We start from the raw sequence: 19,283 nt of genomic DNA on the forward strand, positions 1-19,283 counted from the left end.
CGGCTAGCAGTAGTCGTCGGTATCCGAGTCTTTTTACTCTAGCCTCTTTTAATGCTTTGACCGGTTCGATGGTCGTCATCATCCCTGATGCCCCCGTGCTATATAGCGAGCGCGGTTTGCTTTTCCGAATAATCTCAACCTGGAAATGCCTAGAAAAGGGAACCTAGTTTCGAGCCAGTTGATCGTGACGACGGAAGGCCCTATACGGGCATCAGCCGTCGAAGAGGGGAGTGTGCCGGGAAAGCTGCTCGGAAATAAAATTTGTGTAGCGTAATGTGTAGCGGAAGTCTGATTGCGGGGGCTTCTTGGGGTGGATTGTGTTGTTGTAACCATAGTGTGGCCATCGATTGTAACCATAGTTTGGCCACATTGCCCCAACTGTCTGATAACGAAGTTATTTCTTCGATGGATCTTAAGAGCGCCCGTCATTAGCGGGCGCTTAGCAATCATACCTCTGTATGTTCGGCCAACTCTAAAGCATCGTCTACGTCTATACCAAGATAACGCACGGTGCTTTCAAGTTTCGAGTGTCCCAAGAGAAGTTGAACAGCCCTGATGTTTTTTGTCCGCTTGTAAATGAGCGAGGCCTTAGTCCTTCTCATCGAATGAGTGCCGTACAAACAGGAATCGAGGCCAATGTCTTTTACCCAGCCATTGACGATTCGTGCGTATTGCCTTGTAGATAGGTGTGCTCCGGCAACTTTTCTACTCGGGAATATATAGTCGGTTGGGCTAAGCTGCCGCGCAGCGATCCACTCCGTCAAGGATTCCCTGGTTTGTTCCGTGATTTCAAATTGCACCGGATTGCCCGTTTTATGCTGAGTGATGATTGCTCTAGTGGCAACGTCACCACCTCTGGCTATATCTCGGACCCGCAGGCTGACCAAGTCGCATCCCCGTAGCTTGCTATCAATCGCTAGGTTGAAGAGCGCCAGTTCTCTAAGGTCATTATTGATTTGTAATCTGATTCTGATCGCCCAAATCTCGTTGAGTTTCAGAGGACGTTTTTGGCCAACCAATTTGCCCTTATTCCAAGGCTCGGTGTGGTTCTGATGGTTGATTGAACGGTTCATGACGTGACTCCTTTTCTGATGAATGGAGTCACAGTATGAATTCAGTGGGACGGAGGCAGTTGCGACTTACCCGACATGACCTTTCGCTCGCCGTGACACCTATAGCCTGGCCGCAACATCCAGAAGGTGGACGTTCTTCAGTTCACGTTCAATGCCATTCGCCTTTTTCTCAAACTGAAGAAGCGGCAATTTGCCTCAGTGCAAAACGTTGGCCGATTCGCAGAATATCAATACATCAGAACGAACATGCCGAAGAATAAATACTGTTAGGCAACATGGGGACTAAGCATGCTATTAGCTTGTTCGAGTTCAGGCCTTCGCAGCTAGAATACAGGGTACCGACAAGCGTGGCTTTCCGGGTCTATACCGAAACGCAGGCAAGTATGATTCACTATGACCTGCTCCCCGATTTCCGGTCCATTCCGAATCTAGCAAAATCCGTTCTGGTAGCCACATACCGGCTACCACATCGAGCCGCCAATAACAGACAGATGCTACTTACGCTATGGGCACTCACCCCGCAGGCGAACTACTCCCAGAGCATGAGCAGCCAAGCCAGATGCCGTTCTTCGGTTAGGGTATGGACTATTCCGGCAAGGGGTTTACCGCGGTTGGGTGTGGGACTAGGGATCCGCTGACAGTGGCTTTTTGGGATCCGAGCGCAGCTTGCCGCCTTGCTTGAACGTTAGCCAATACGACACACCAAGCGCGATGGTAACCAGCGCAAGGCCAATGATCTGTTCCGCTGACACCAACTTCAAATCCAGAACGATCACCTTTCGGGCGACCGCCATTAGCGCCGTCGCCAGGACCAACTGTACCGGTATGACGTTACTGCCCAGATACAGCCTGATGTTGATGAAAATCTCAATGGCGATGAGAACCGCCATAAAAGCACCGAACGTCTGGAGAATGTCATCCAGATCCAAGAGCAAAAAAGGAGGCGAGCTCAGCCGGTCATAAAGCACATAGACCACATCGGCGATGCTCCAGAAAATAACCAGTACCATCAGCACTGCCAGTACTTTGACCGCACTTCTGATGGCGCGGTGAAGAAAGCCGATTAACGGATCCGCGTGCTCAGGTGGAAGCTCTTCATGGAACATAGAATGCGGCTCTCCGTAGCGCCTGTGGAATGGGTGTTATAGCACGATATAAACACCGTCTGATATGGCGGACTTAGTGCCCCACCGCCTGATCCCGGGCAAGGCGCGTTCGCTTATCCGGCGCTCGCCAGCATCCTGCCCGACCGGGGCCGCCGTTCATTTGACATCCCCGGTCGCGGTAACCGCAAAAAAGCGCGGCGATCTAGGCGCTGGCGTGACCGCCCCGTTCCGCTTCTTTCACCAATGCTTCGATATCGAGAATCATGGCCACATCGCCGGATCCCAGGATCGTAGATCCGCTGATCCCACTGAGACGGGCGAAGATCTGGCTGAGGGGTTTGATCACCGTCTGATACTCACCCAAGAGCTGGTCGACGATCAGCCCCGCCTTCTGACCACCGCTGCGGACTACAACAATATTCTCCCGTTCGGCGTGGCCGTCCTGATCCCCGAACAGGGCGCGCAGATTGAGATAGGGCAGAACTTCACCACGCAGGTTGATGTAGTGGCCGCCATGCTGGCGCACGGTTTCCAGCTTGGCGAACTCGATGCACTCCACCACGCTGTCGAGTTGAATGACGTAGGACGAGTCGCCAACACCGACCAGAAAACCATCAATGATCGACAGGGTCAGGGGCAGTCGAATGCGCAGGGTGCTGCCCTGCCCCAGTTGACTCTCGACCTCGATGGTTCCGCGCAGCGCCTCGACGTTTTTCTTCACCACATCCATGCCGACACCGCGCCCGGAAAGATCACTGACCGCGTCTTTGGTGCTGAGGCCGGCTTCGAGGATCAGGCGCAGCTTCTCCGCCTCGCTGAGGGGCTGCGCTTCACTTACCAGGCCCCGCTCGACGGCTTTACGATAGACCTTGTCGGCATCGATCCCGCCGCCGTCATCGGCTACTTCGATCACGATATTGCCGGAGTCGTGATAGGACTTCAGGGTTACGGTGCCTTGCGCGGGCTTACCCGCCCGGGTGCGCTCCTCACTGCTTTCGATGCCGTGGTCGATGGCGTTGCGGACCAGATGGGTCAGCGGATCGCCGATTTTCTCCACCACGCTCTTGTCCAGTTCGGTGTCACCGCCCTGGATCTCCAGGCGAATGGTCTTGCCAAGTTCACGGGACACATCACGCACCACCCGGTTAAACCGGTTGAAGGTTTCACCAATATGCACCATGCGCAGGCGGAGGGAACGATCTCTGATCTCTTCAACCAGACGCGACACCACCGATACCGATTCCTGCAGGCCCTCATCGCCCAACTGCTCAGCTTTCAGTTGGGTACCCGCACCGGCAATTACCAGTTCGCCGACCAGATTGATCAACTGATCCAGGCGCTCGGCATCAACACGAATCGATTTGCTTTCGTGGTGATGGCGCTCTTTTTCCCGTTTCTGTTTGGCGAGAGCCACACCCAGGGTACTGCGATCAATCGAGCCCTGTTCCACCAGAATTTGCCCCAGGGGAAGGTGTGCCTCGCTGGCGACCTTAGACTGCTGCTGCGCCAACGCCTGATTCAATTCACGTTCGGTGAGCGCGCCGGACTTGGTTAGCAGCTCGCCGATACGGTAGTTGGCATTTTCCAGTTTGAGCTGTGTGATCAACTCGGCATAGTCAGCCAGCTTGCTGTGCGGGGGTAGGATGCTGATGCGCGAGTCATCGGCAACAAACTCGAACACGTCCATGATCGTCTGTTTGTCGGTATCGCTATCAAAATCGATCTCAAAGCCGATGAAGCAGCTTTCCGGATCAAGCTGTTCGAGACAGGGGATCCGGTCAACGACCGGCTGAATGCTGGTTATCCGCCCCAACTGGCCCAGATAGCGGATAAACGACAGCGGTTCCATACCATTGCGAAAGACGTCAACACCGAAATGCAGCGATATGTGCCAGTTGCAATTGGACACACGGAGGTCCTGTTCACGGTCTACGTCGGCGGTATACTCCGCCGGCGGCTTAGCACTGATGGCTGCCGTTGGGTCGTCCGCGGGCGACTGCTGCGCTTTATCCACATTGCTGCACAGCTGTTTGAGCTGATCCAGCAGCCGCCGGGAATCGTCTACGAGCGCTCTATCCGGCGGCTGGTTTATCCCCTCGATCAGGCGTTCGAGGTGATCCCGGCACTCCAGTAACAGATCAATCATGCGGCCGTTGATCGTCAGCAGGCCGTCGCGCACCCGATCCAGTGCGTTCTCAACTCCATGGGTAAAGCTGACGATCTCATCCTGGCCAAAGAGTCCGGCTGAGCCTTTGATGGTATGGGCAACCCGAAACACGGCATGAACCAGTTCCGGGTTTTCCGGTTCGACCTGCAGCTGCTGCAGGTTTGTCTCCATCTCCGCCAGCAGGTCAAAGCACTCGCTGATAAAGGTGTCATGTGCCTGATCCAGAATGTCGCTCATGCCTCCCCTCCTTCTGCCAGATCGGCCCGCGCCGGCATCAGCACCGGATCACCAAACAAGGCGGTCATGCCCAGCAATTCCATCGCCTCCAGTACGGCGCTGCTATGATCCGTCAGGGAAAAGTCGGTGTTTTTAGTCGCGGCAAAGGCTTTAAACGCGTACAGCAGTTGCAATCCGGCACTATCGATCTCATCGATCTCACGCAGTGACACCTGAACCTGACAACGGTGGTCATACTGCCTCATAAAAGCCTGTTTAATATCGGCGGCACCATAAATGGTGAGGCCACCTTTAAGGGCAAACCGTTGCAGGTTGCCTGTCGTTTGGGCGTGAAGCGTGCATTCCATATGCGATTACTCCGTTGCATCCGGGCAATAGACGCTGGGGTACAGAAGGAACCCGGGGCGCCGCTGAACACAGCGGCCCCAGGGATAGCGCTGGCTAAGGGGCCGTTTTGGCGACTTGCTCCAGCTGCGACAGCTCATCCAGAGACAGCACTTTTTCGGCGTTCAACAGCACGATAAAGTCGTCTCCAACCTTGCCCATACCGCTAATAAAGTCGGTACGGACCTTGGCGCCGAAGCTGGGTGCTGAGCCGATATTTTCCGCCGGAATGTCGAGCACTTCACTCACGCTATCGATGACGATGCCGAGTTCAATCGCCCCACGATCCGCGGTGCTGAGCTCAACGATCACGATGCAGCTGCGCTTGTTGAGCGGTGATGACGGCCAGCCAAATCGGGCCGGCAGATCGATCACCGGCACTACGTTGCCGCGCAGATTAACCACCCCACGCACATAGTTGGGCACCATTGGAACGGGGGTGACCTTGCCGTACTCCGATATTTCACGAATCGGCGTGATGTTAAGACCGAACATCTCATCCTGAAGATAGAAGGTCAGGTACTGCCCGCACTCCCCCTGCGACGGCTCGACGCTAAGGGCACGGCTACTGGCTAACTCTCCCATAACCGACTCCCTAGAAGCGCTCGAACTCTTTGAGATCAAGATCACTGCCGCTGGACACGGCGGTGACTACGGGCTTTTTCAGCGTCGCCGCTTTCGGCTTGGAGCCGGCGGCAGCCTGGCCGCTGTTCAGCTTGAAGTACTCCATCAATTGCTGCAGCTGTTGCGCCTGCCCACTCATCTCTTCGGCGGTGGCGGCGAGCTCCTCCGAAGCCGAAGCGGTTTGCTGGGTCACCTGGTCCATCTGTGTCATCGCACTGCTGATCTGGCCCGCACCACCGGCTTGCTCGTTAGACGCGGCAGCGATCTCCTGTACCAGATCGGCCGTTTTGGTAATGCTGGGTACGATCTCTTCCAGCAGCGCACCGGCGCGCTCGGCAACCTGAACGCTGCTGCTGGCCAGCTCACTGATCTCTTGCGACGACTTCTGGCTGCGCTCTGCGAGCTTGCGCACCTCTGCGGCAACCACCGCAAAGCCCTTACCGTGTTCACCGGCGCGCGCCGCCTCGATCGCGGCATTAAGCGCCAGCAGATTGGTCTGGTAAGCGATGTCTTCAATGATGCCGATTTTCTCGGCGATGTTGCGCATCGCCAGCACCGTTTCAGACACCGCTGCACCGCCATCCTTGCCCTGAACCGCTGATTTTGTCGCCATATCGTCCGTCAGACGCGCATTCTCCGCGTTCTGGCTGATGGAACTGGAGATCTGCTCAACCGAGGCGCTGGTTTCCTCTACGCTGGCGGCCTGCTCGCTGGATGATTGGCTCAGGCTTTGTGCGGTTGCGCTGACCTCTTCGCTGGCACTGGCGAGGGCATCGGCGTTGGTACGCACGTCGGCCACGATACTGCGCAGTTGGTCGACCATGGTAATCAACGCGGCCAGAATGCCGGTTTTGTCGCGACCGTCGGTGTTGATTTCCAGATTGCCGGCCGCCACGGACTTGGCGATCGCTTCTATTTCGGTGGGCTCACCGCCAACTTTTCGCAACACATCACGAACGATAACCACGACGATAGCGATGGCCACCAGCACCGCCGCCACGGATATCCAGATCACCACGGCAAGGGTATTGTCGTTACTTTGCTGAACCCGGGGACCCAGCAGATCCTGCTCGGCCTTGACCGACAGTTTTACCTCTTCAAGCGCCTCGGCGATCAGCGGGCCTTTGGCATCCAGTACATTGTCAATCACTTCGTTGCGCTGGCTGATCAGTTCGAACACCCGGCTGAGCGACTGCACGTACTGATCCCGTGCCTGCTTCATATCCGCGAGAAAAGCGCGACGCTGGGGATTTTGCAGATTGGCATCCAGCGCGTCGACATCACGCTGCAGGTTGGCGGTAAGCTCGGTCATCGCGCGCTCGTAGTCCGCCGGGTCATTGCTTTGCAGGTATTTGACCACGTAGAGGCGGCCCAGCAGCAGCTGCTGCTGCGCTTTACCGGCATAGTAAACGGCCTCCGGATCTTTGGCCTGGTACGCACTGTCGATAATACGGCTCAGCGCCTTGCGCGCATCAACACCCTTAACGTTCAGAACGGTCTCGACCTGGGCATTGCGCTTGTTGACCAGGTCGACCACCTTGGGAAACGCTGCGTCATATTCCTGCAGCAGGCGATCAGCTTCAGCTACCTTTGCTGCGCGCTCCGGACTTCTGATCTCCTCTTTGGCGTTCGCCATCAGGGTTTTCGTGCTGTCCATGTACTCCTGATACTGCTGGATATCTTTTTCACTCTTGGTGATCAAGTAATCCTTTACGTTCATTCGCACCATCAACAGGTTGGCTTGCAGGCCGCCTGCCAGGTTGGTGTCACGGGCCAACCCCCGATAGTCGGTAAAGCCTTCATCGGCGGTATTCAAGCCGTTCAATGCCGACCCCGAAACGATCAGTAGCATCAGCACCACAACGCCAAAGCCAAGGCTCAGCAGAGTTCTAAGCTTGATATTCTGCAACATGGTTAACTTCCTTGCGTCAACGTTAAACAACACGCTGGCTGCGTCCCTACTACATGACAACCCCGCGTAACCATTCCCCCTCTTCCCGCCCGGCAAGCCGCTTTCGGGTAGGAGGAAATCAGAAAATGATATTCAAGCAGATCTGCGCGCCGGTCAATTGACCTGCATCAACCTTTAAATACAAATATTCTAATATACAGAAAACCCAGACAGCCCGGGGCCGCGGAGCAAAGAGACGATCACCGCGCTTGGCTATGGCAGTAGATAGAGACAGGCCGAAGTTGGCTAGATGAAGGGGGCATGGATGAGGGGAACAGAAAAGGTCCGTTCCCCCGACGCGGATCCGGCAGGCGCCAACTCAAACCTGGTCGAGCCTGAGCGAAAAGTGCTGACGGCCGTACCAGCACTCCTGCTGCCTATCATTTTCAACCAGATAGGAGTTTTCTCCCAGCTCCTTGATACGATATACCGCTTGTTCCGTCAGTTGGTCTTCAAAGCCATCATTCTGTTTGCATTCGATATACATCAGCCTACCCTCGCTGGAGGTCTATTACATAAGAGAAAAATAAGGGTTTACCCTTACTTGCGCGCCAATATAACCCCCTTCTGCCCAAACGCAAACACACTGGCGCCGGCCGCCTCACCAAATGTTGCGCCGCATCAAAAGTTCGCTGATTTGCCCGCCCCAAAGCACTCGCCTTTAGTCGAACATCCGTGAGGGGCTACCGCTTATCACTGGGAGGCGAATCTGTTACTGTAGCCGGCAATGTAACCCGGCTCTGGCATCCGCTTCCTGTGCCCCCCCTCCCCCCTTTATGAGAGTATTCCCATGAGTCATCTGACTGACGACCCGCAAGCGAACTACCGCCTGTTTATTGACGAGATCAAGGCCTCAGGCCTGGTCTGGGGCATCTCCACCAGCGAAGGCTGGGTGGTTTGCGATTCGGAAGAGTATGAAGAGACCGACGTGATTCCGTTCTGGTCCAGCGAAGCCGACGCGCGTGCCCACTGCAGTGGCGAATGGGCCGAGTTTGAACCCCAGAGCATTACACTGGATGTCTTTGCCGACCGCTGGCTGACCGGCATGGTGAAAGATGACGTGCTCGCCGGGCCGAACTGGAATGAAGAGCTGGCTGGCCTGGAGGTAGAGCCCGCCGATCTGGCCAAAGAGCTGCTCGATTGATCCCCGCGGCGACGGGGGGGCAGCTCTGCCCCCCCGTCGCACTGCCGCTGGCGCAGCAACGCGGCTAAAACCGCTCTCCCCGCTTGTCCTCGCTCTCTGCCACAAAAATCCGGGTCGCATCGGCGACAGTTGCTGCGCGCAGGTTCTGGTTTAATTGCAACTAACCTGACAGCAAAACACTAACCGGAGGCCAGCCCCTAAGGCAGCATCCGGCTCCACGAGGCAGAACCTTCATGCAAGCCTTTGAAGCCAACTTTGACGGACTGGTCGGCCCAACCCATAACTATGCGGGGCTTTCATTCGGCAACGTTGCCTCCCAGCGCAACCAGGCGGCGCCTTCCAATCCGCGCCTTGCGGCCAAACAGGGGCTGCAGAAGATGAAGGCGCTGCATGAGATGGGACTGGTGCAGGGCGTGCTCGCGCCACAGGAGCGGCCGGATATTCATACCCTGCGCCGACTGGGATTCTCCGGCACTGACGCCCAGGTACTGGCACAAGCCAGACAGCAAGCACCGCGGGTGTTGGCAGCCTGCTGTTCCGCCTCCAGCATGTGGACCGCTAACGCGGCTACCGTATCCCCCAGCGCCGACACGCTGGATCGCAGGGTCCATTTCACTCCGGCCAATCTGACCAACAAGTTCCATCGCGCCATTGAGCACGAAACCACCGGGCGAATACTACAAGCGGTATTCAGGGATCCGCGCCACTTTGTTCACCACGGCGCGCTGCCGGGGGTGGAACACTTCGGTGACGAAGGTGCCGCCAACCATACCCGCTTCTGCCGCGATTACGGAGAGTCCGGCGTGGAACTGTTCGTCTACGGGCGCCACGCCTTCGATGATCGCAAACCGTGCCCACAGCGTTACCCCGCTCGCCAAACGCTGGAAGCCTCGCAGGCGATCGCACGCAACCACAAACTCAACAGCGAGCAGGTGATTTACGCCCAGCAGAATCCGGCGGTGATCGATCAGGGCGTATTCCACAACGATGTCATCGCGGTCGGAAACCGCAACGTCCAGTTCTGCCACCAGCTTGCCTTCCTTGATCAGGCCGGGGTCGAACGGCGCCTGCGACACGCCTTTGACGGTGACTTTCATTTTATTGAGGTACCGGACAGCTTGGTCAGCGTGGATGACGCCGTCAGCAGTTATCTGTTCAACAGCCAGCTAATCAGTCTTGATGAGCAGCGGATGATGTTGCTGCTTCCGGAGGAGTGCCGCCAAAATCAGCGGGTGTGGAGCTACCTCAACGAGCTGCTGGCGGCAGACACGCCGATCAGTGAACTCAAAGTGTTGGATCTCAAACAGAGCATGAGCAACGGCGGCGGCCCCGCTTGCCTGCGCCTGCGCGTGGTCCTGAACCCGCAAGAGCTGGCGGCAACCAATCAGGCCACGCTGATGGACGACACTCTTTACGCCACTCTCGAGCAGTGGATCGAACGCCACTACCGCGACAGCCTGCACGAGGACGAGCTGGCCGATCCGCAGCTGTTGATGGAGTCCCGCACCGCCCTCGACGAGCTGACCCGCATCTTGCAACTGGGCAGCGTCTACCCCTTCCAGCGTTGAGCTGCTAATGCGGCGGGCGGGCAGATCGACGCCCGGATGCGTCGCATATCGGCCGCCCGGCCAATGCCAGCCTCGCCAGAGTCAGCCGCTCCGATAGACAGCCCTCTGTAGCACAGCGAGCCGACTCGCAAATAATGACTTTGATCAATCTTTGGACGAGCGAGCAAAACATACGCATTTTTCTTAGTGCGTTTTGTCACTTTTACTTGTAGGCTTCATCAAACATTCAGTTAACCCAGACGAAACAATACTGAGTTGAGCAAGGAGCCATCATGCTGAATCGCACCGTTTACGAAGCCCTGCCCTACGCCTACATTGTTCTGGCCAGTCTGCTGTTGGTTACTCAAGACGCCGCCCCTGCCTGGATGATCGGTATCGCACTCTACTACTGGGGGGCCCGGGTATGGCTGATGCGCTCCAACGCCCGTTGCGCTCGCGCCACTACCCGCAAGCGCGTTAGTCTGCCGTCCGCCTGGTATGAAGCAGCCCCCTTTGTTTACCTGCTGGCAGGTCTGGTTTGCGGCCAGATCTACAGCCACGTAGAGGTAGCCCAGCTGCAGCCCATGACCCTGGCTGCCAGCGCCATGTTCCTGTTCGCCGGTCTGAGCAGTTGGATGATGCGCATCATCCGCCGCGATTTTCACCGTCTGACTCCCCGTTTGGTCGCCTGCTGAACCCCACATTCAGTCTGACCGACAAGGCCGCGATTCGCGGCCTTTTTTATATCCCGCCAACGGCAGTGCTACTATTCAGGTTAGTGAAGAGCGGCACATGGAGTGCCGCCCGACGCTCAGGGAGCACACACCATGTTAAGCCGGCCGATCTACGAAAGCTTGCCCTACGCCTACATCATCGCGGGCTGCGCGGTGATCGTTTTGCTCGAGTCAAAGCTGGCGTGGATTCCCGGTATCCTGCTGTTCATCGCCGGCGCCCATGTCTGGATTCTGCGCGCCCAATACCGCGCCCGTCTGCAGCGTCGCCCCAAGGCTCGCCGGCGACTGCCGCGCCCGCTCTACGAAGCAGCCCCGTTTCTCTATCTGTTTGCCGGTTTAGCCTGCCTGATGCTCTATCTGCGCTATGACGGCGAACAGGCACTGCCGCTGACACTGGCCGCGGCGATCATGTTCTTTGGCGCGGGTCTTGGCGGTTGGTTGATGCGCGGTTACTACCGTCACTACCATGATCAGTCACGCTGAGGCATGCCCTACTACATTGCCTACGGTTCCAATCTGCACCCCCTGCGTCTGCAACACCGCCTGGGAGCGGTTATCCCTCTGGCGCGGCTGCGCCTGGAGGGTTTTACCATCTGCTTTCACAAGCGTGGCCGCGACAATTCCGCCAAGTGCGATCTGATCGAGGCCGACCCGACCATCCACGCCTACGCCGCGCTGTATCAGCTCAGCAGCGAACAGTTACAGCAGTTGGACCAATTCGAAGGGGGTTATCGACGTGCGTTTCTGCGGGTCGAACTCGCCCGCCAGCCCCCGATGGATGCCATCACCTATCGCGCAGAGACGCATCTCATCGATGCCGACCTGAGGCCCTTTGACTGGTATCTGGCACTGATGCGGGCGGGAGGGGAAGCGCTCGGCTTCGACACCGATTACCAGCAGCGACTGGCAGCCATTGAACAGCAGCAGGATGCAGACAGGGCACGCGCGGCGCAACAGCAGCGGCTGGTTGCTGCGCTGCGGCGGCAGGATACAGCCCACTTGCAGCGCCTGCCTTGGGGAAGAGCTTACGCGACCTCGACGATCTCATAATCGTGGGTGACTTCGACGCCCCCTTTTTCCAGCATGATCGACGCCGAACAGTACTGCTCCGCCGATAAAGCCACAGCCCGTTTCACATGGGCTTCCTTGAGGTTACGACCGCTGACCACGAAGTGAACATGGATCTTGGTAAACACCGCGGGTACCGCATCGGCGCGCTCGGCACTGATGCGGGCCTCGCAGTCGGTCACATCCTGACGGGTTTTCTTGAGAATACTCATGACGTCAAAGCTGGTGCAGCCGCCCAAGCCCAGCAACAGCATCTCCATCGGCCGCGGCCCCAGGTTTTCACCGCCGTGATCGGGCGGGCCGTCCATTACCACCTCATGACCGCTGCCACTGGTACCGACAAACTTGGCGTTTCCGCCCCACTGTACTTTGACTTCCATGATGCTGCTTCTCGCTACGATTCAATCAGTAAGGATAACGCGGGGCCGTTCCCGCGGTGCTATTCGAACAGCGCCCGGAGTTGCTGGCCCGGCTCCTCGGCGCGCATGAAGGCCTCACCCACCAGGAAGGTGTTGACGTTACGAGCGCGCATGGCGGCCACGTCGTCACGGGTCTGAATGCCACTTTCGGTAACCACGATCCGGTCAGCGGGAATCAGTTCCAGTAGCTGATAGGTGTGATCGAGGCTGACCTCAAAGGTGTGCAGATTACGGTTATTGATACCGATCAGCGGTGTGGTCAGGGTCAACGCCCGCTCCAGCTCGGCCCGGTCGTGGACCTCCACCAGCACGTCCATCCGCAGGTTGCGCGCCAGATCGTGCAGCTCATGCATCATTTCATCCTTGAGCACCGCCGCGATCAGCAGCACGCAGTCCGCACCCAGCGCCCGTGCTTCGTAGATCTGGTAAGGATCGATGATGAAATCCTTGCGGATCACCGGCAGCGAACAAGCGGCGCGCGCCTGCTGCAGATAAGCGTCACTGCCCTGGAAAAAGTCGATATCAGTAAGCACCGACAAGCAACTGGCACCGCCCTGTTCGTAGCTGGCAGCAATCGCGGCGGGATCAAAGTCCTCCCGAATCACCCCCTTGCTGGGTGAGGCCTTCTTGGCCTCGGCGATGACCGCGGCGCGCCCTTCGGCGATGCTGCGCTGGATCGCCGCGGTGAAACCGCGCGGGGCCATCTCGTTGTAGCGGTTGGCATCGATCTGCTCCTTGAGACTATGGATCGATACGCGACCGCGGCGTTCGGCCACCTCTTCGCGTTTCCGCTCGACAATGGTGTTCAGTACCGTCGGTGTACTCATGACAAACTTCCTAACTCGATTCAGGCGCTGAAGGTTTGGGAGAAGCTGGCCAGCGCGTCCAGTTTGGCCGCGGCAGAACCATCGGCCAGCGCCGCTTGGGCTTTGGCGACACCGGCTTCCAACGTATCGGTAACACCGGCCACATAGATCGCCGCACCGGCGTTAAGGGCGATCATATCCGCAGCCTTGCGCGCCGCCGGTTCATCGCTGCCGGCAAAGGCGGCCTTGATCAGCGCCAGCGACTGCTCCGAACCCTCGACCGTCAGCCCACTCAGGCTCTGGCTTTCGATACCAACCTGCTCCGGGGTCAGTTGGTATTCACTGACTTCACCGTTTTTCAGCTCAGCTACGTGGGTCGGTGACGCCAGACTTATCTCGTCCAGGCCATCGGCAGCGTGCACCACCATAATGTGTTCGGAGCCGAGCTTGTTGAGCACCTCGGCGATCGGGCGGCAAAGCGCTTGATTGAACACCCCGATCACCTGACGCTTGACCCCGGCCGGATTAGTCATCGGCCCGAGGATGTTAAAGATCGTGCGCAGCCCCAACTCCTTGCGTGGACCGATAGCGTGTTTCATGGCGCTGTGATGGGAGGGGGCAAACATAAAGCCGACGCCGACCTCCTCGATACAGCGCGCCACCTGCTCGGCAGTCAGCATCAGATTGATGCCGGCCTTTTCCAACAGGTCGGCGCTGCCGCTGCTGGAAGAGACCGCACGATTACCGTGCTTGGCCACATGGGCACCGGCGGCGGCGGTAACAAAGGTCGCGGCGCTGGAGACGTTGAACAGGTTGGCACCGTCGCCGCCGGTACCAACGATATCCACCAGCGGTGCGCAGTTGACGCTGACCGGAGTGGCCAGTTCGCGCATCACTTCAGCGGCACCGGCAATCTCGTCCACCGATTCGCTCTTCATCCGCAGCGCAATCAGCATCGCGGCGATCTGGGCGTCGGTGCACTGCCCGGTCATGATCTGCCGCATCACATCGGCCATCTCGTCACGGCTGAGGTCCAGTCGCTCAACCACTTTGGCAATCGCTTGCTGAATCGTCATCGTCTGCTCCCTAGCGCTTAAGGAAATTGGCCAGCAACTCGTGGCCCTGCTGGGTCAGGATCGACTCGGGGTGAAACTGCACCCCCTCGATCTCCAGCGTTTTATGGCGGACACCCATGATCTCTTCGATCGTACCATCGGCGGTCTCGGTCCAGGCAGTCACTTCGAGACAATCCGGCAGGCTGGCCTGCTCGATCACCAGCGAATGATAGCGGGTCGCTTCGAGCGGATTGGCCAGCCCGGCGAAGACGCCACGATTATGGTGGTACACCTTGGAGACCTTGCCGTGCATCACCTGGCCGGCGCGCACGATCTTGCCACCAAAGGCCTGGCCGATGCTCTGATGGCCCAGACAGATACCCAGAATCGGCAGTTTGCCGGCAAAATGTTCGATCGCTGCCACCGACACGCCGGCTTCGTTGGGGGTACAGGGACCGGGGGAGATCACCAGATGGTCCGGTTTGAGCGTTTCGATCTGGTCGATAGTGATCTCGTCGTTGCGCACCACCTTAACCTCGGCGCCCAGTTCACCGAAATACTGCACCACGTTATAGGTGAAGGAATCGTAGTTATCGATCATCAGTAGCATGGGCTACGGTCCTGCTTGTCAGAGCTGTCGTTATCGCGGTAAAGCGCGCCGCTGCACGCGCCAGCGGGCCGGAAAGAATAGCGCGTTTGTGCAGCGATGACGAGGGTCCGGACAATTCGGTTCAGGACAAAGGGAACTATCCGCGACGATACGTTTCAATTACCCAGCCAATACGCTCCTGCTCACATCATCTAGGACCTCTTTGCCATGCTCCCCATCACACGGCAGCTGCTCGGGCTGATTATTGTCGCCTCCCTGAACGGCTGCAGTAGCTTCGCCACCCAACCAAACACTGGCTCGACAGCGACGGACGACGGCGCGCAATCACCCCGGGCCCACTCTTTGCCCGATACAACCAGCTCTGCCGCGTGCCCGGCGATCGATCCCCCCACCTGCCCGCCACCGCCTGCCGGGCAGCACAACAAACCGGTGATCGGCGAGATCGAACGGGTTGAGGTTTCACCCCCCGGCATCACCCTCAACGCCCGCATCGATACCGGCGCCACCACCACCAGCATCAACGCCGTCAACATCGAGCCGTTTGAACGTGACGGCCGCAAATGGGTACGCTTTGAACTGCTGGATGATCAGCAGCGGAGCCATGCCCTGGAGCGCCGTCTGGAGCGCACCGTCTTGATCAAACGCCACGGCGATGAAAGCCAGCAGCGCTTTGTGGTCAAGCTGCAGCTATCGCTGGCCGGCATTACCCGGGCGGTAGAGGTCAGCCTGACAGATCGTTCCGAGTTCGAATACAACCTGCTGATAGGGCGCAACCTGTTGCGTGACACCTACGCGGTTGATGTCAGTTACCGCTACCACCAGTCAGACGAGTCTGAGCGATGAACTCCCGCGCCCAGGTTTATCTGTTTGCATTCATCTTTATTCTGCTGGGAGCGAGCCTGACTGTTTACAAGCAGCAGGTGCTGGGTTTTCCCCTGACCCCGGGGCAGCTCGATACCGTCTGGACCATTGAAGCAGAAGTAAGCTTCGACGCCGACGGCGATCGCAGCATCAAGGCCAGCCTGGGGCTGCCCGACATCGCCGCCGGTTATGAACTGCTGTCGGAGTCATTCAGCTCCTCCGGCTTCGGCTTCGATATCGTCGGCACGGCCACCGATCAGCGCCGCGCGTTGTGGACCAAGCGTCAGGGCAACGGTGAGCAGCAGCTCTATTACCGCTTGCAGATCGCGGCGATCCAGCCGCTGGAGCTGCCCCACCTGCCGCCACAGGGGGACGACATCTATCTGCCGGAATGGCTGCACGCCGAGCGTGATGTGGCCAGCAATCTGGTCCGTCGTGCCACCGAACTCTCCGCCGACCCCGCCAGTCTGGCCCGGCAAATACTGCTGCTACTCAACTCCGATGATGTCGATGCCGACTTTCTCCGGCGCGCTTATCAACACAGCAGCAACGCACAACTGGCGCAGCAGCTGCTGGCGCACGCCGGACAGCACGCACGCCTGACCCGTGGCATCATGCTCGAAGATGACCGTCGCAACCTGTCACCCGACACCATGCTTGAGGTCTGGAGCGAGGACCGCTGGGTCGCGTTTGATCCCACCACCGCCAACCAAGGCTACCCGCGCAACTTTCTGGTGTGGCAACGCGGCGATAGTTCACTGTTCGAGGTCAGCGGCGGTAGCAACTCGCTGGTCCGCTTCTCCATGAATAGTAATCGCCTCTCTGCCAAAGCGGTGGCGATGCAGAGCCCCAACCGCCTGCACGCGCCGCTACTGGATTTCAGCATTTTCACCCTGCCGGTGGAAAAACAGAACGCGTTCAAATCGATCCTGCTGGTGCCGATCGGCATTCTGCTGGTAGCGATCTTTCGTATTCTGGTGGGGCTGCGCACCTCCGGCACCTTTATGCCGGTGCTGATCGCGCTGGCGTTCATCGAAACCAACCTCGCCACCGGGCTGATCACCTTTCTGACCATCGTCGGCGTCGGCCTATGGCTGCGCTCTTATCTCAGCCGCATCAACCTGCTGCTGGTGGCGCGGATCTCGGTGGTAGTGATCATGGTGATCATTCTGATGGCCAGCTTCAGCGTGATCAGTTACAAACTGGGTCTCGACGAGGTGTTGGCGATCACGTTCTTCCCGATGATCATCATTGCCTGGACCATCGAGCGGATGTCGATCCTGTGGGAGGAAGACGGCGCCAAAGAGGTGCTTATACAGGGGGGCGGCAGCCTGCTGGTAGCGATGGTGGCCTATCTGGCGATGACCAACAGCTACGTGACCCATCTGACGTTTAACTTCCCCGAGATCCTGCTGATTGAAGCCGGCCTGATTCTGCTGCTCGGTCAGTACAGCGGCTACCGCCTTAGTGAGTTCTATCGGTTCCGCTTTATGGGGCGCAGCGGATGATTGGATTCGCAAGCAAAGTCCAGCTCGATAACTTTGGCTTGCTGAGCATGAACTGTCGCAACCTAGAGTTCATCAGCCGCTACAACAAACGTCGCCTCTATCCACTGGTGGACAACAAGCTCCTGACCAAGCAGGCAGCCCTGGCCGCCGACATCGCAGTGCCGGAGCTGATCGGATCAGTCAAAACACCGTTCGAAGTAAACCAGCTGGAGCAGATACTGGGCGAGCGGACAAAGTTCGTGATCAAGCCGGCACGCGGCAGCGCAGGCAAAGGGATTCTGGTGATCACCCGGCGCGAGGGTAACGATTTTTACAAGGCCAGCGGCAGCAAGCTGAGCCTGCAGGACCTCAAGCGCGACATCAGCAACATCCTCAGTGGGCTTTACAGCCTGGGGGGCAAGCCGGACGTAGCCCTGATCGAGTCGTTGATTCAGTTCGATCCGGGACTGGCGCGCTACAGCTATCAGGGGGTACCGGACATCCGCGTGATCGTATTCCAGGGTTACCCAGTGATGGCGATGCTGCGCTGTTCTACCGCCGAATCCGACGGCAAGGCCAACCTGCACCAAGGCGCGGTCGGCGTCGGCCTGGCGGTCCGCGACGGCAAAGCCCGTAGCGCGGTGCAAAATGGCGATCTGGTATCACTACACCCCGACACCAACGAACCATTTGGTGATCTGCAGATCCCCCATTGGGAAACCATCTTGCAACTGACGGCACGCTGCTACGAGCTGACCGGGTTGGGCTATATCGGTTGTGACGTGGTGCTCGACAGCCAGCTGGGACCGCTAATTCTGGAGCTTAACGCCCGCCCGGGGCTGGCGATCCAGATCGCCAACCAACGCGGCCTGCTACCACGTCTGCGTCACGTCGAAGCGCTGCAACCCAACCCCGATATCGACGCCCGGGTACAACTGGCCGCGTCAACCTTCGACCAGCTCTAACGGCTCACCATAGAGGCGCTCCAGATCGACACTGGCCCGCCGCCCCACGGCGTTGCCGTTGGCCTCCAGCCACTGCCCGGCTTGCTCCCGCCCCGCCTGAAACAGGCGCTGCAAGAACGCGGAGCGGGTGTCGTACTTGCTCGCACGTGGCAACTCGGCCAGCAACTCATCGGGTTCGAGCAGGTGGAAGCGCAACCGCTTTAACCGCCGCTCCAGCCGACCACCCCACCAGCGCCAGCGGCCGGCATACTGACGCGCCAGCGTAATGGCACGCAGTTCGCGCAACAGGTTACTGCCAAAACCCAGCTCCGCGGTTCGGTCGGCAATCTCGCTGGCGCTGCGGGGCAACGGATGACGTTCCGACGGCTGCAGCAACACCAGCAGGATATCGGCCGGCGCGGCCTCGTAGACCAGCGGGTGGATGGCTGGATTGGCGGAGAAGCCACCGTCCCAGTACGCGCGTCCATCAACCTCAACGGTGCGATGCAAGGTCGGCAAACAGGCCGAGGCGAGCAGTGCGTCGAGACTGAGATCCGCGTTCCGGAACACTCGCAATTGGCCACTGGCAACGTCAGTCGCGGAGATAAAAAGCCGCAACGCGTCCGGAGCCCGAAGGCGGTCAAAATCGATCTGCTGCTGTAATAGTTGACGCAGGGGGTTGACGTCCAGTGGGCTGAGATCGGCTACCGCGGTCCGCGACAGCGTTTGCGCCAGCATCTGATGCCAGGAGAAACTGACTTTGTCGGCCAAGGCTGAAGAGCCGGGCACGGCAAGCCAGGCCAGCGGCGACTCCTGCGACACCGCCTCCCAGAACTGCCGCAGAGCCAGCTGCGCCGCACTGGCGCCTCCCTGTTGCCAGCCATGCGCCAGCACCACCGCGTTCATCGCCCCGGCACTGCAGCCGCTGATCGCACACGGATCAAAACCGGGCTCGTCCAGCAGACGATCCAGCACCCCCCAGGTAAAGGCCCCATGGGCACCACCGCCTTGCAGCGCAAGGGAAATCGGAGTCTTTCTCATCGCCACAGACCTCGCATTTGTGCAA

20 protein-coding genes are annotated in these 19,283 nt (G+C 58.6%); 8 read left to right on the plus strand and 12 right to left on the minus strand.

The features are described 5' to 3' along the window. Nucleotides 1–446: 446 nt before the first annotated feature. From JJQ76_RS05285 to JJQ76_RS05315, 7 genes are all read right to left on the minus strand, one after another. Nucleotides 447–1,073, minus strand: coding sequence for a tyrosine-type recombinase/integrase (locus tag JJQ76_RS05285; protein WP_210395677.1), 627 nt, complete (start codon nt 1,071–1,073; stop codon nt 447–449). A 623-nt stretch (nt 1,074–1,696) separates the two neighbouring features. Beyond that, nucleotides 1,697–2,179 (minus strand): phosphate-starvation-inducible PsiE family protein, encoded by a 483-nt coding sequence (locus JJQ76_RS05290; RefSeq protein ID WP_210395678.1) that lies wholly within the window; start codon nt 2,177–2,179, stop codon nt 1,697–1,699. Nucleotides 2,180–2,381: 202 nt separating this feature from the next. Then, entirely contained in the window at nt 2,382–4,583 is a 2,202-nt protein-coding gene (locus tag JJQ76_RS05295) for a chemotaxis protein CheA (protein ID WP_210395679.1), read from the minus strand. Beyond that, nucleotides 4,580–4,930, minus strand: coding sequence for an STAS domain-containing protein (locus JJQ76_RS05300; RefSeq protein ID WP_210395680.1), 351 nt, complete (start codon nt 4,928–4,930; stop codon nt 4,580–4,582). The genes JJQ76_RS05295 and JJQ76_RS05300 overlap by 4 nt, the downstream gene beginning before the upstream one ends. Nucleotides 4,931–5,024: 94 nt before the next feature. Next, nucleotides 5,025–5,552, minus strand: a complete 528-nt coding sequence (locus tag JJQ76_RS05305) for a chemotaxis protein CheW (protein ID WP_210395681.1) — start codon at nt 5,550–5,552, stop codon at nt 5,025–5,027. A 10-nt stretch (nt 5,553–5,562) separates the two neighbouring features. Continuing rightward, the gene (locus JJQ76_RS17880) at nt 5,563–7,503 is read right to left on the minus strand and encodes a HAMP domain-containing methyl-accepting chemotaxis protein (protein WP_246480321.1); all 1,941 of its coding nucleotides are present in this window, start codon (nt 7,501–7,503) and stop codon (nt 5,563–5,565) included. 358 nt (nt 7,504–7,861) lie between these two features. Next, on the minus strand, nt 7,862–8,029 hold the full coding sequence (locus tag JJQ76_RS05315; protein ID WP_210395682.1) for a hypothetical protein: 168 nt from the start codon (nt 8,027–8,029) through the stop codon (nt 7,862–7,864). A 303-nt stretch (nt 8,030–8,332) separates the two neighbouring features. Here JJQ76_RS05315 and JJQ76_RS05320 point away from each other — a divergent pair, with 303 nt between their 5' ends. The 5 genes from JJQ76_RS05320 to JJQ76_RS05340 all read left to right on the plus strand — a co-directional run bounded on the left by JJQ76_RS05320 (nt 8,333) and on the right by JJQ76_RS05340 (nt 12,017). Then, nucleotides 8,333–8,686, plus strand: coding sequence for a DUF2750 domain-containing protein (locus tag JJQ76_RS05320; RefSeq protein ID WP_210395683.1), 354 nt, complete (start codon nt 8,333–8,335; stop codon nt 8,684–8,686). A 233-nt stretch (nt 8,687–8,919) separates the two neighbouring features. Then, nucleotides 8,920–10,254, plus strand: a complete 1,335-nt coding sequence (astB, locus tag JJQ76_RS05325; RefSeq protein ID WP_210395684.1) for an N-succinylarginine dihydrolase — start codon at nt 8,920–8,922, stop codon at nt 10,252–10,254. 272 nt (nt 10,255–10,526) lie between these two features. Further along, nucleotides 10,527–10,928: a hypothetical protein gene (locus JJQ76_RS05330; RefSeq protein ID WP_210395685.1), complete on the plus strand. Its 402-nt coding sequence runs from the start codon at nt 10,527–10,529 to the stop codon at nt 10,926–10,928. Nucleotides 10,929–11,060: 132 nt separating this feature from the next. Next, nucleotides 11,061–11,450 (plus strand): hypothetical protein, encoded by a 390-nt coding sequence (locus tag JJQ76_RS05335; RefSeq protein ID WP_210395686.1) that lies wholly within the window; start codon nt 11,061–11,063, stop codon nt 11,448–11,450. Nucleotides 11,451–11,453: 3 nt separating this feature from the next. Next, nucleotides 11,454–12,017, plus strand: a complete 564-nt coding sequence (locus JJQ76_RS05340; RefSeq protein WP_210395687.1) for a gamma-glutamylcyclotransferase family protein — start codon at nt 11,454–11,456, stop codon at nt 12,015–12,017. On the opposite strand, the gene JJQ76_RS05345 is transcribed toward JJQ76_RS05340, so the two are convergent. The 4 genes from JJQ76_RS05345 to JJQ76_RS05360 are packed head-to-tail and all read right to left on the minus strand — an operon-like array spanning nt 11,993 to nt 14,925. Continuing rightward, entirely contained in the window at nt 11,993–12,415 is a 423-nt protein-coding gene (locus tag JJQ76_RS05345; protein ID WP_210395688.1) for an OsmC family protein, read from the minus strand. The two genes, JJQ76_RS05340 and JJQ76_RS05345, sit on opposite strands and share 25 nt — an antisense overlap. A 59-nt stretch (nt 12,416–12,474) precedes the next feature. Further along, on the minus strand, nt 12,475–13,281 hold the full coding sequence (gene trpC / locus JJQ76_RS05350) for an indole-3-glycerol phosphate synthase TrpC (RefSeq protein ID WP_210395689.1): 807 nt from the start codon (nt 13,279–13,281) through the stop codon (nt 12,475–12,477). Nucleotides 13,282–13,301: 20 nt separating this feature from the next. Continuing rightward, the gene (trpD, locus tag JJQ76_RS05355) at nt 13,302–14,336 is read right to left on the minus strand and encodes an anthranilate phosphoribosyltransferase (RefSeq protein WP_210395690.1); all 1,035 of its coding nucleotides are present in this window, start codon (nt 14,334–14,336) and stop codon (nt 13,302–13,304) included. A 10-nt stretch (nt 14,337–14,346) separates the two neighbouring features. Then, nucleotides 14,347–14,925, minus strand: a complete 579-nt coding sequence (locus tag JJQ76_RS05360; RefSeq protein ID WP_210395691.1) for an aminodeoxychorismate/anthranilate synthase component II — start codon at nt 14,923–14,925, stop codon at nt 14,347–14,349. Between the two features lie 207 nt (nt 14,926–15,132). Here JJQ76_RS05360 and JJQ76_RS05365 point away from each other — a divergent pair, with 207 nt between their 5' ends. Genes JJQ76_RS05365 through JJQ76_RS05375 form a run of 3 tightly spaced genes read left to right on the plus strand, consistent with a single transcriptional unit; the run spans nt 15,133 to nt 18,238 of the window. After that, nucleotides 15,133–15,768 (plus strand): ATP-dependent zinc protease family protein, encoded by a 636-nt coding sequence (locus tag JJQ76_RS05365; protein ID WP_210395692.1) that lies wholly within the window; start codon nt 15,133–15,135, stop codon nt 15,766–15,768. Then, nucleotides 15,765–17,294, plus strand: a complete 1,530-nt coding sequence (locus tag JJQ76_RS05370; protein ID WP_210395693.1) for a UUP1 family membrane protein — start codon at nt 15,765–15,767, stop codon at nt 17,292–17,294. The genes JJQ76_RS05365 and JJQ76_RS05370 overlap by 4 nt, the downstream gene beginning before the upstream one ends. Continuing rightward, entirely contained in the window at nt 17,291–18,238 is a 948-nt protein-coding gene (locus JJQ76_RS05375) for an alpha-L-glutamate ligase-like protein (protein ID WP_210395694.1), read from the plus strand. Before JJQ76_RS05370 ends, JJQ76_RS05375 begins: the two co-directional genes overlap by 4 nt. On the opposite strand, the gene JJQ76_RS05380 is transcribed toward JJQ76_RS05375, so the two are convergent. After that, nucleotides 18,218–19,258, minus strand: a complete 1,041-nt coding sequence (locus tag JJQ76_RS05380) for a patatin-like phospholipase family protein (protein ID WP_210395695.1) — start codon at nt 19,256–19,258, stop codon at nt 18,218–18,220. The genes JJQ76_RS05375 and JJQ76_RS05380 overlap by 21 nt on opposite strands. Nucleotides 19,259–19,283 lie beyond the last annotated feature (25 nt).

Origin of the sequence: Motiliproteus sediminis (assembly GCF_017912535.1) — a bacterium.
In the GTDB taxonomy this organism is placed as follows: Bacteria; Pseudomonadota; Gammaproteobacteria; order Pseudomonadales; family Balneatricaceae; genus Motiliproteus; species Motiliproteus sediminis.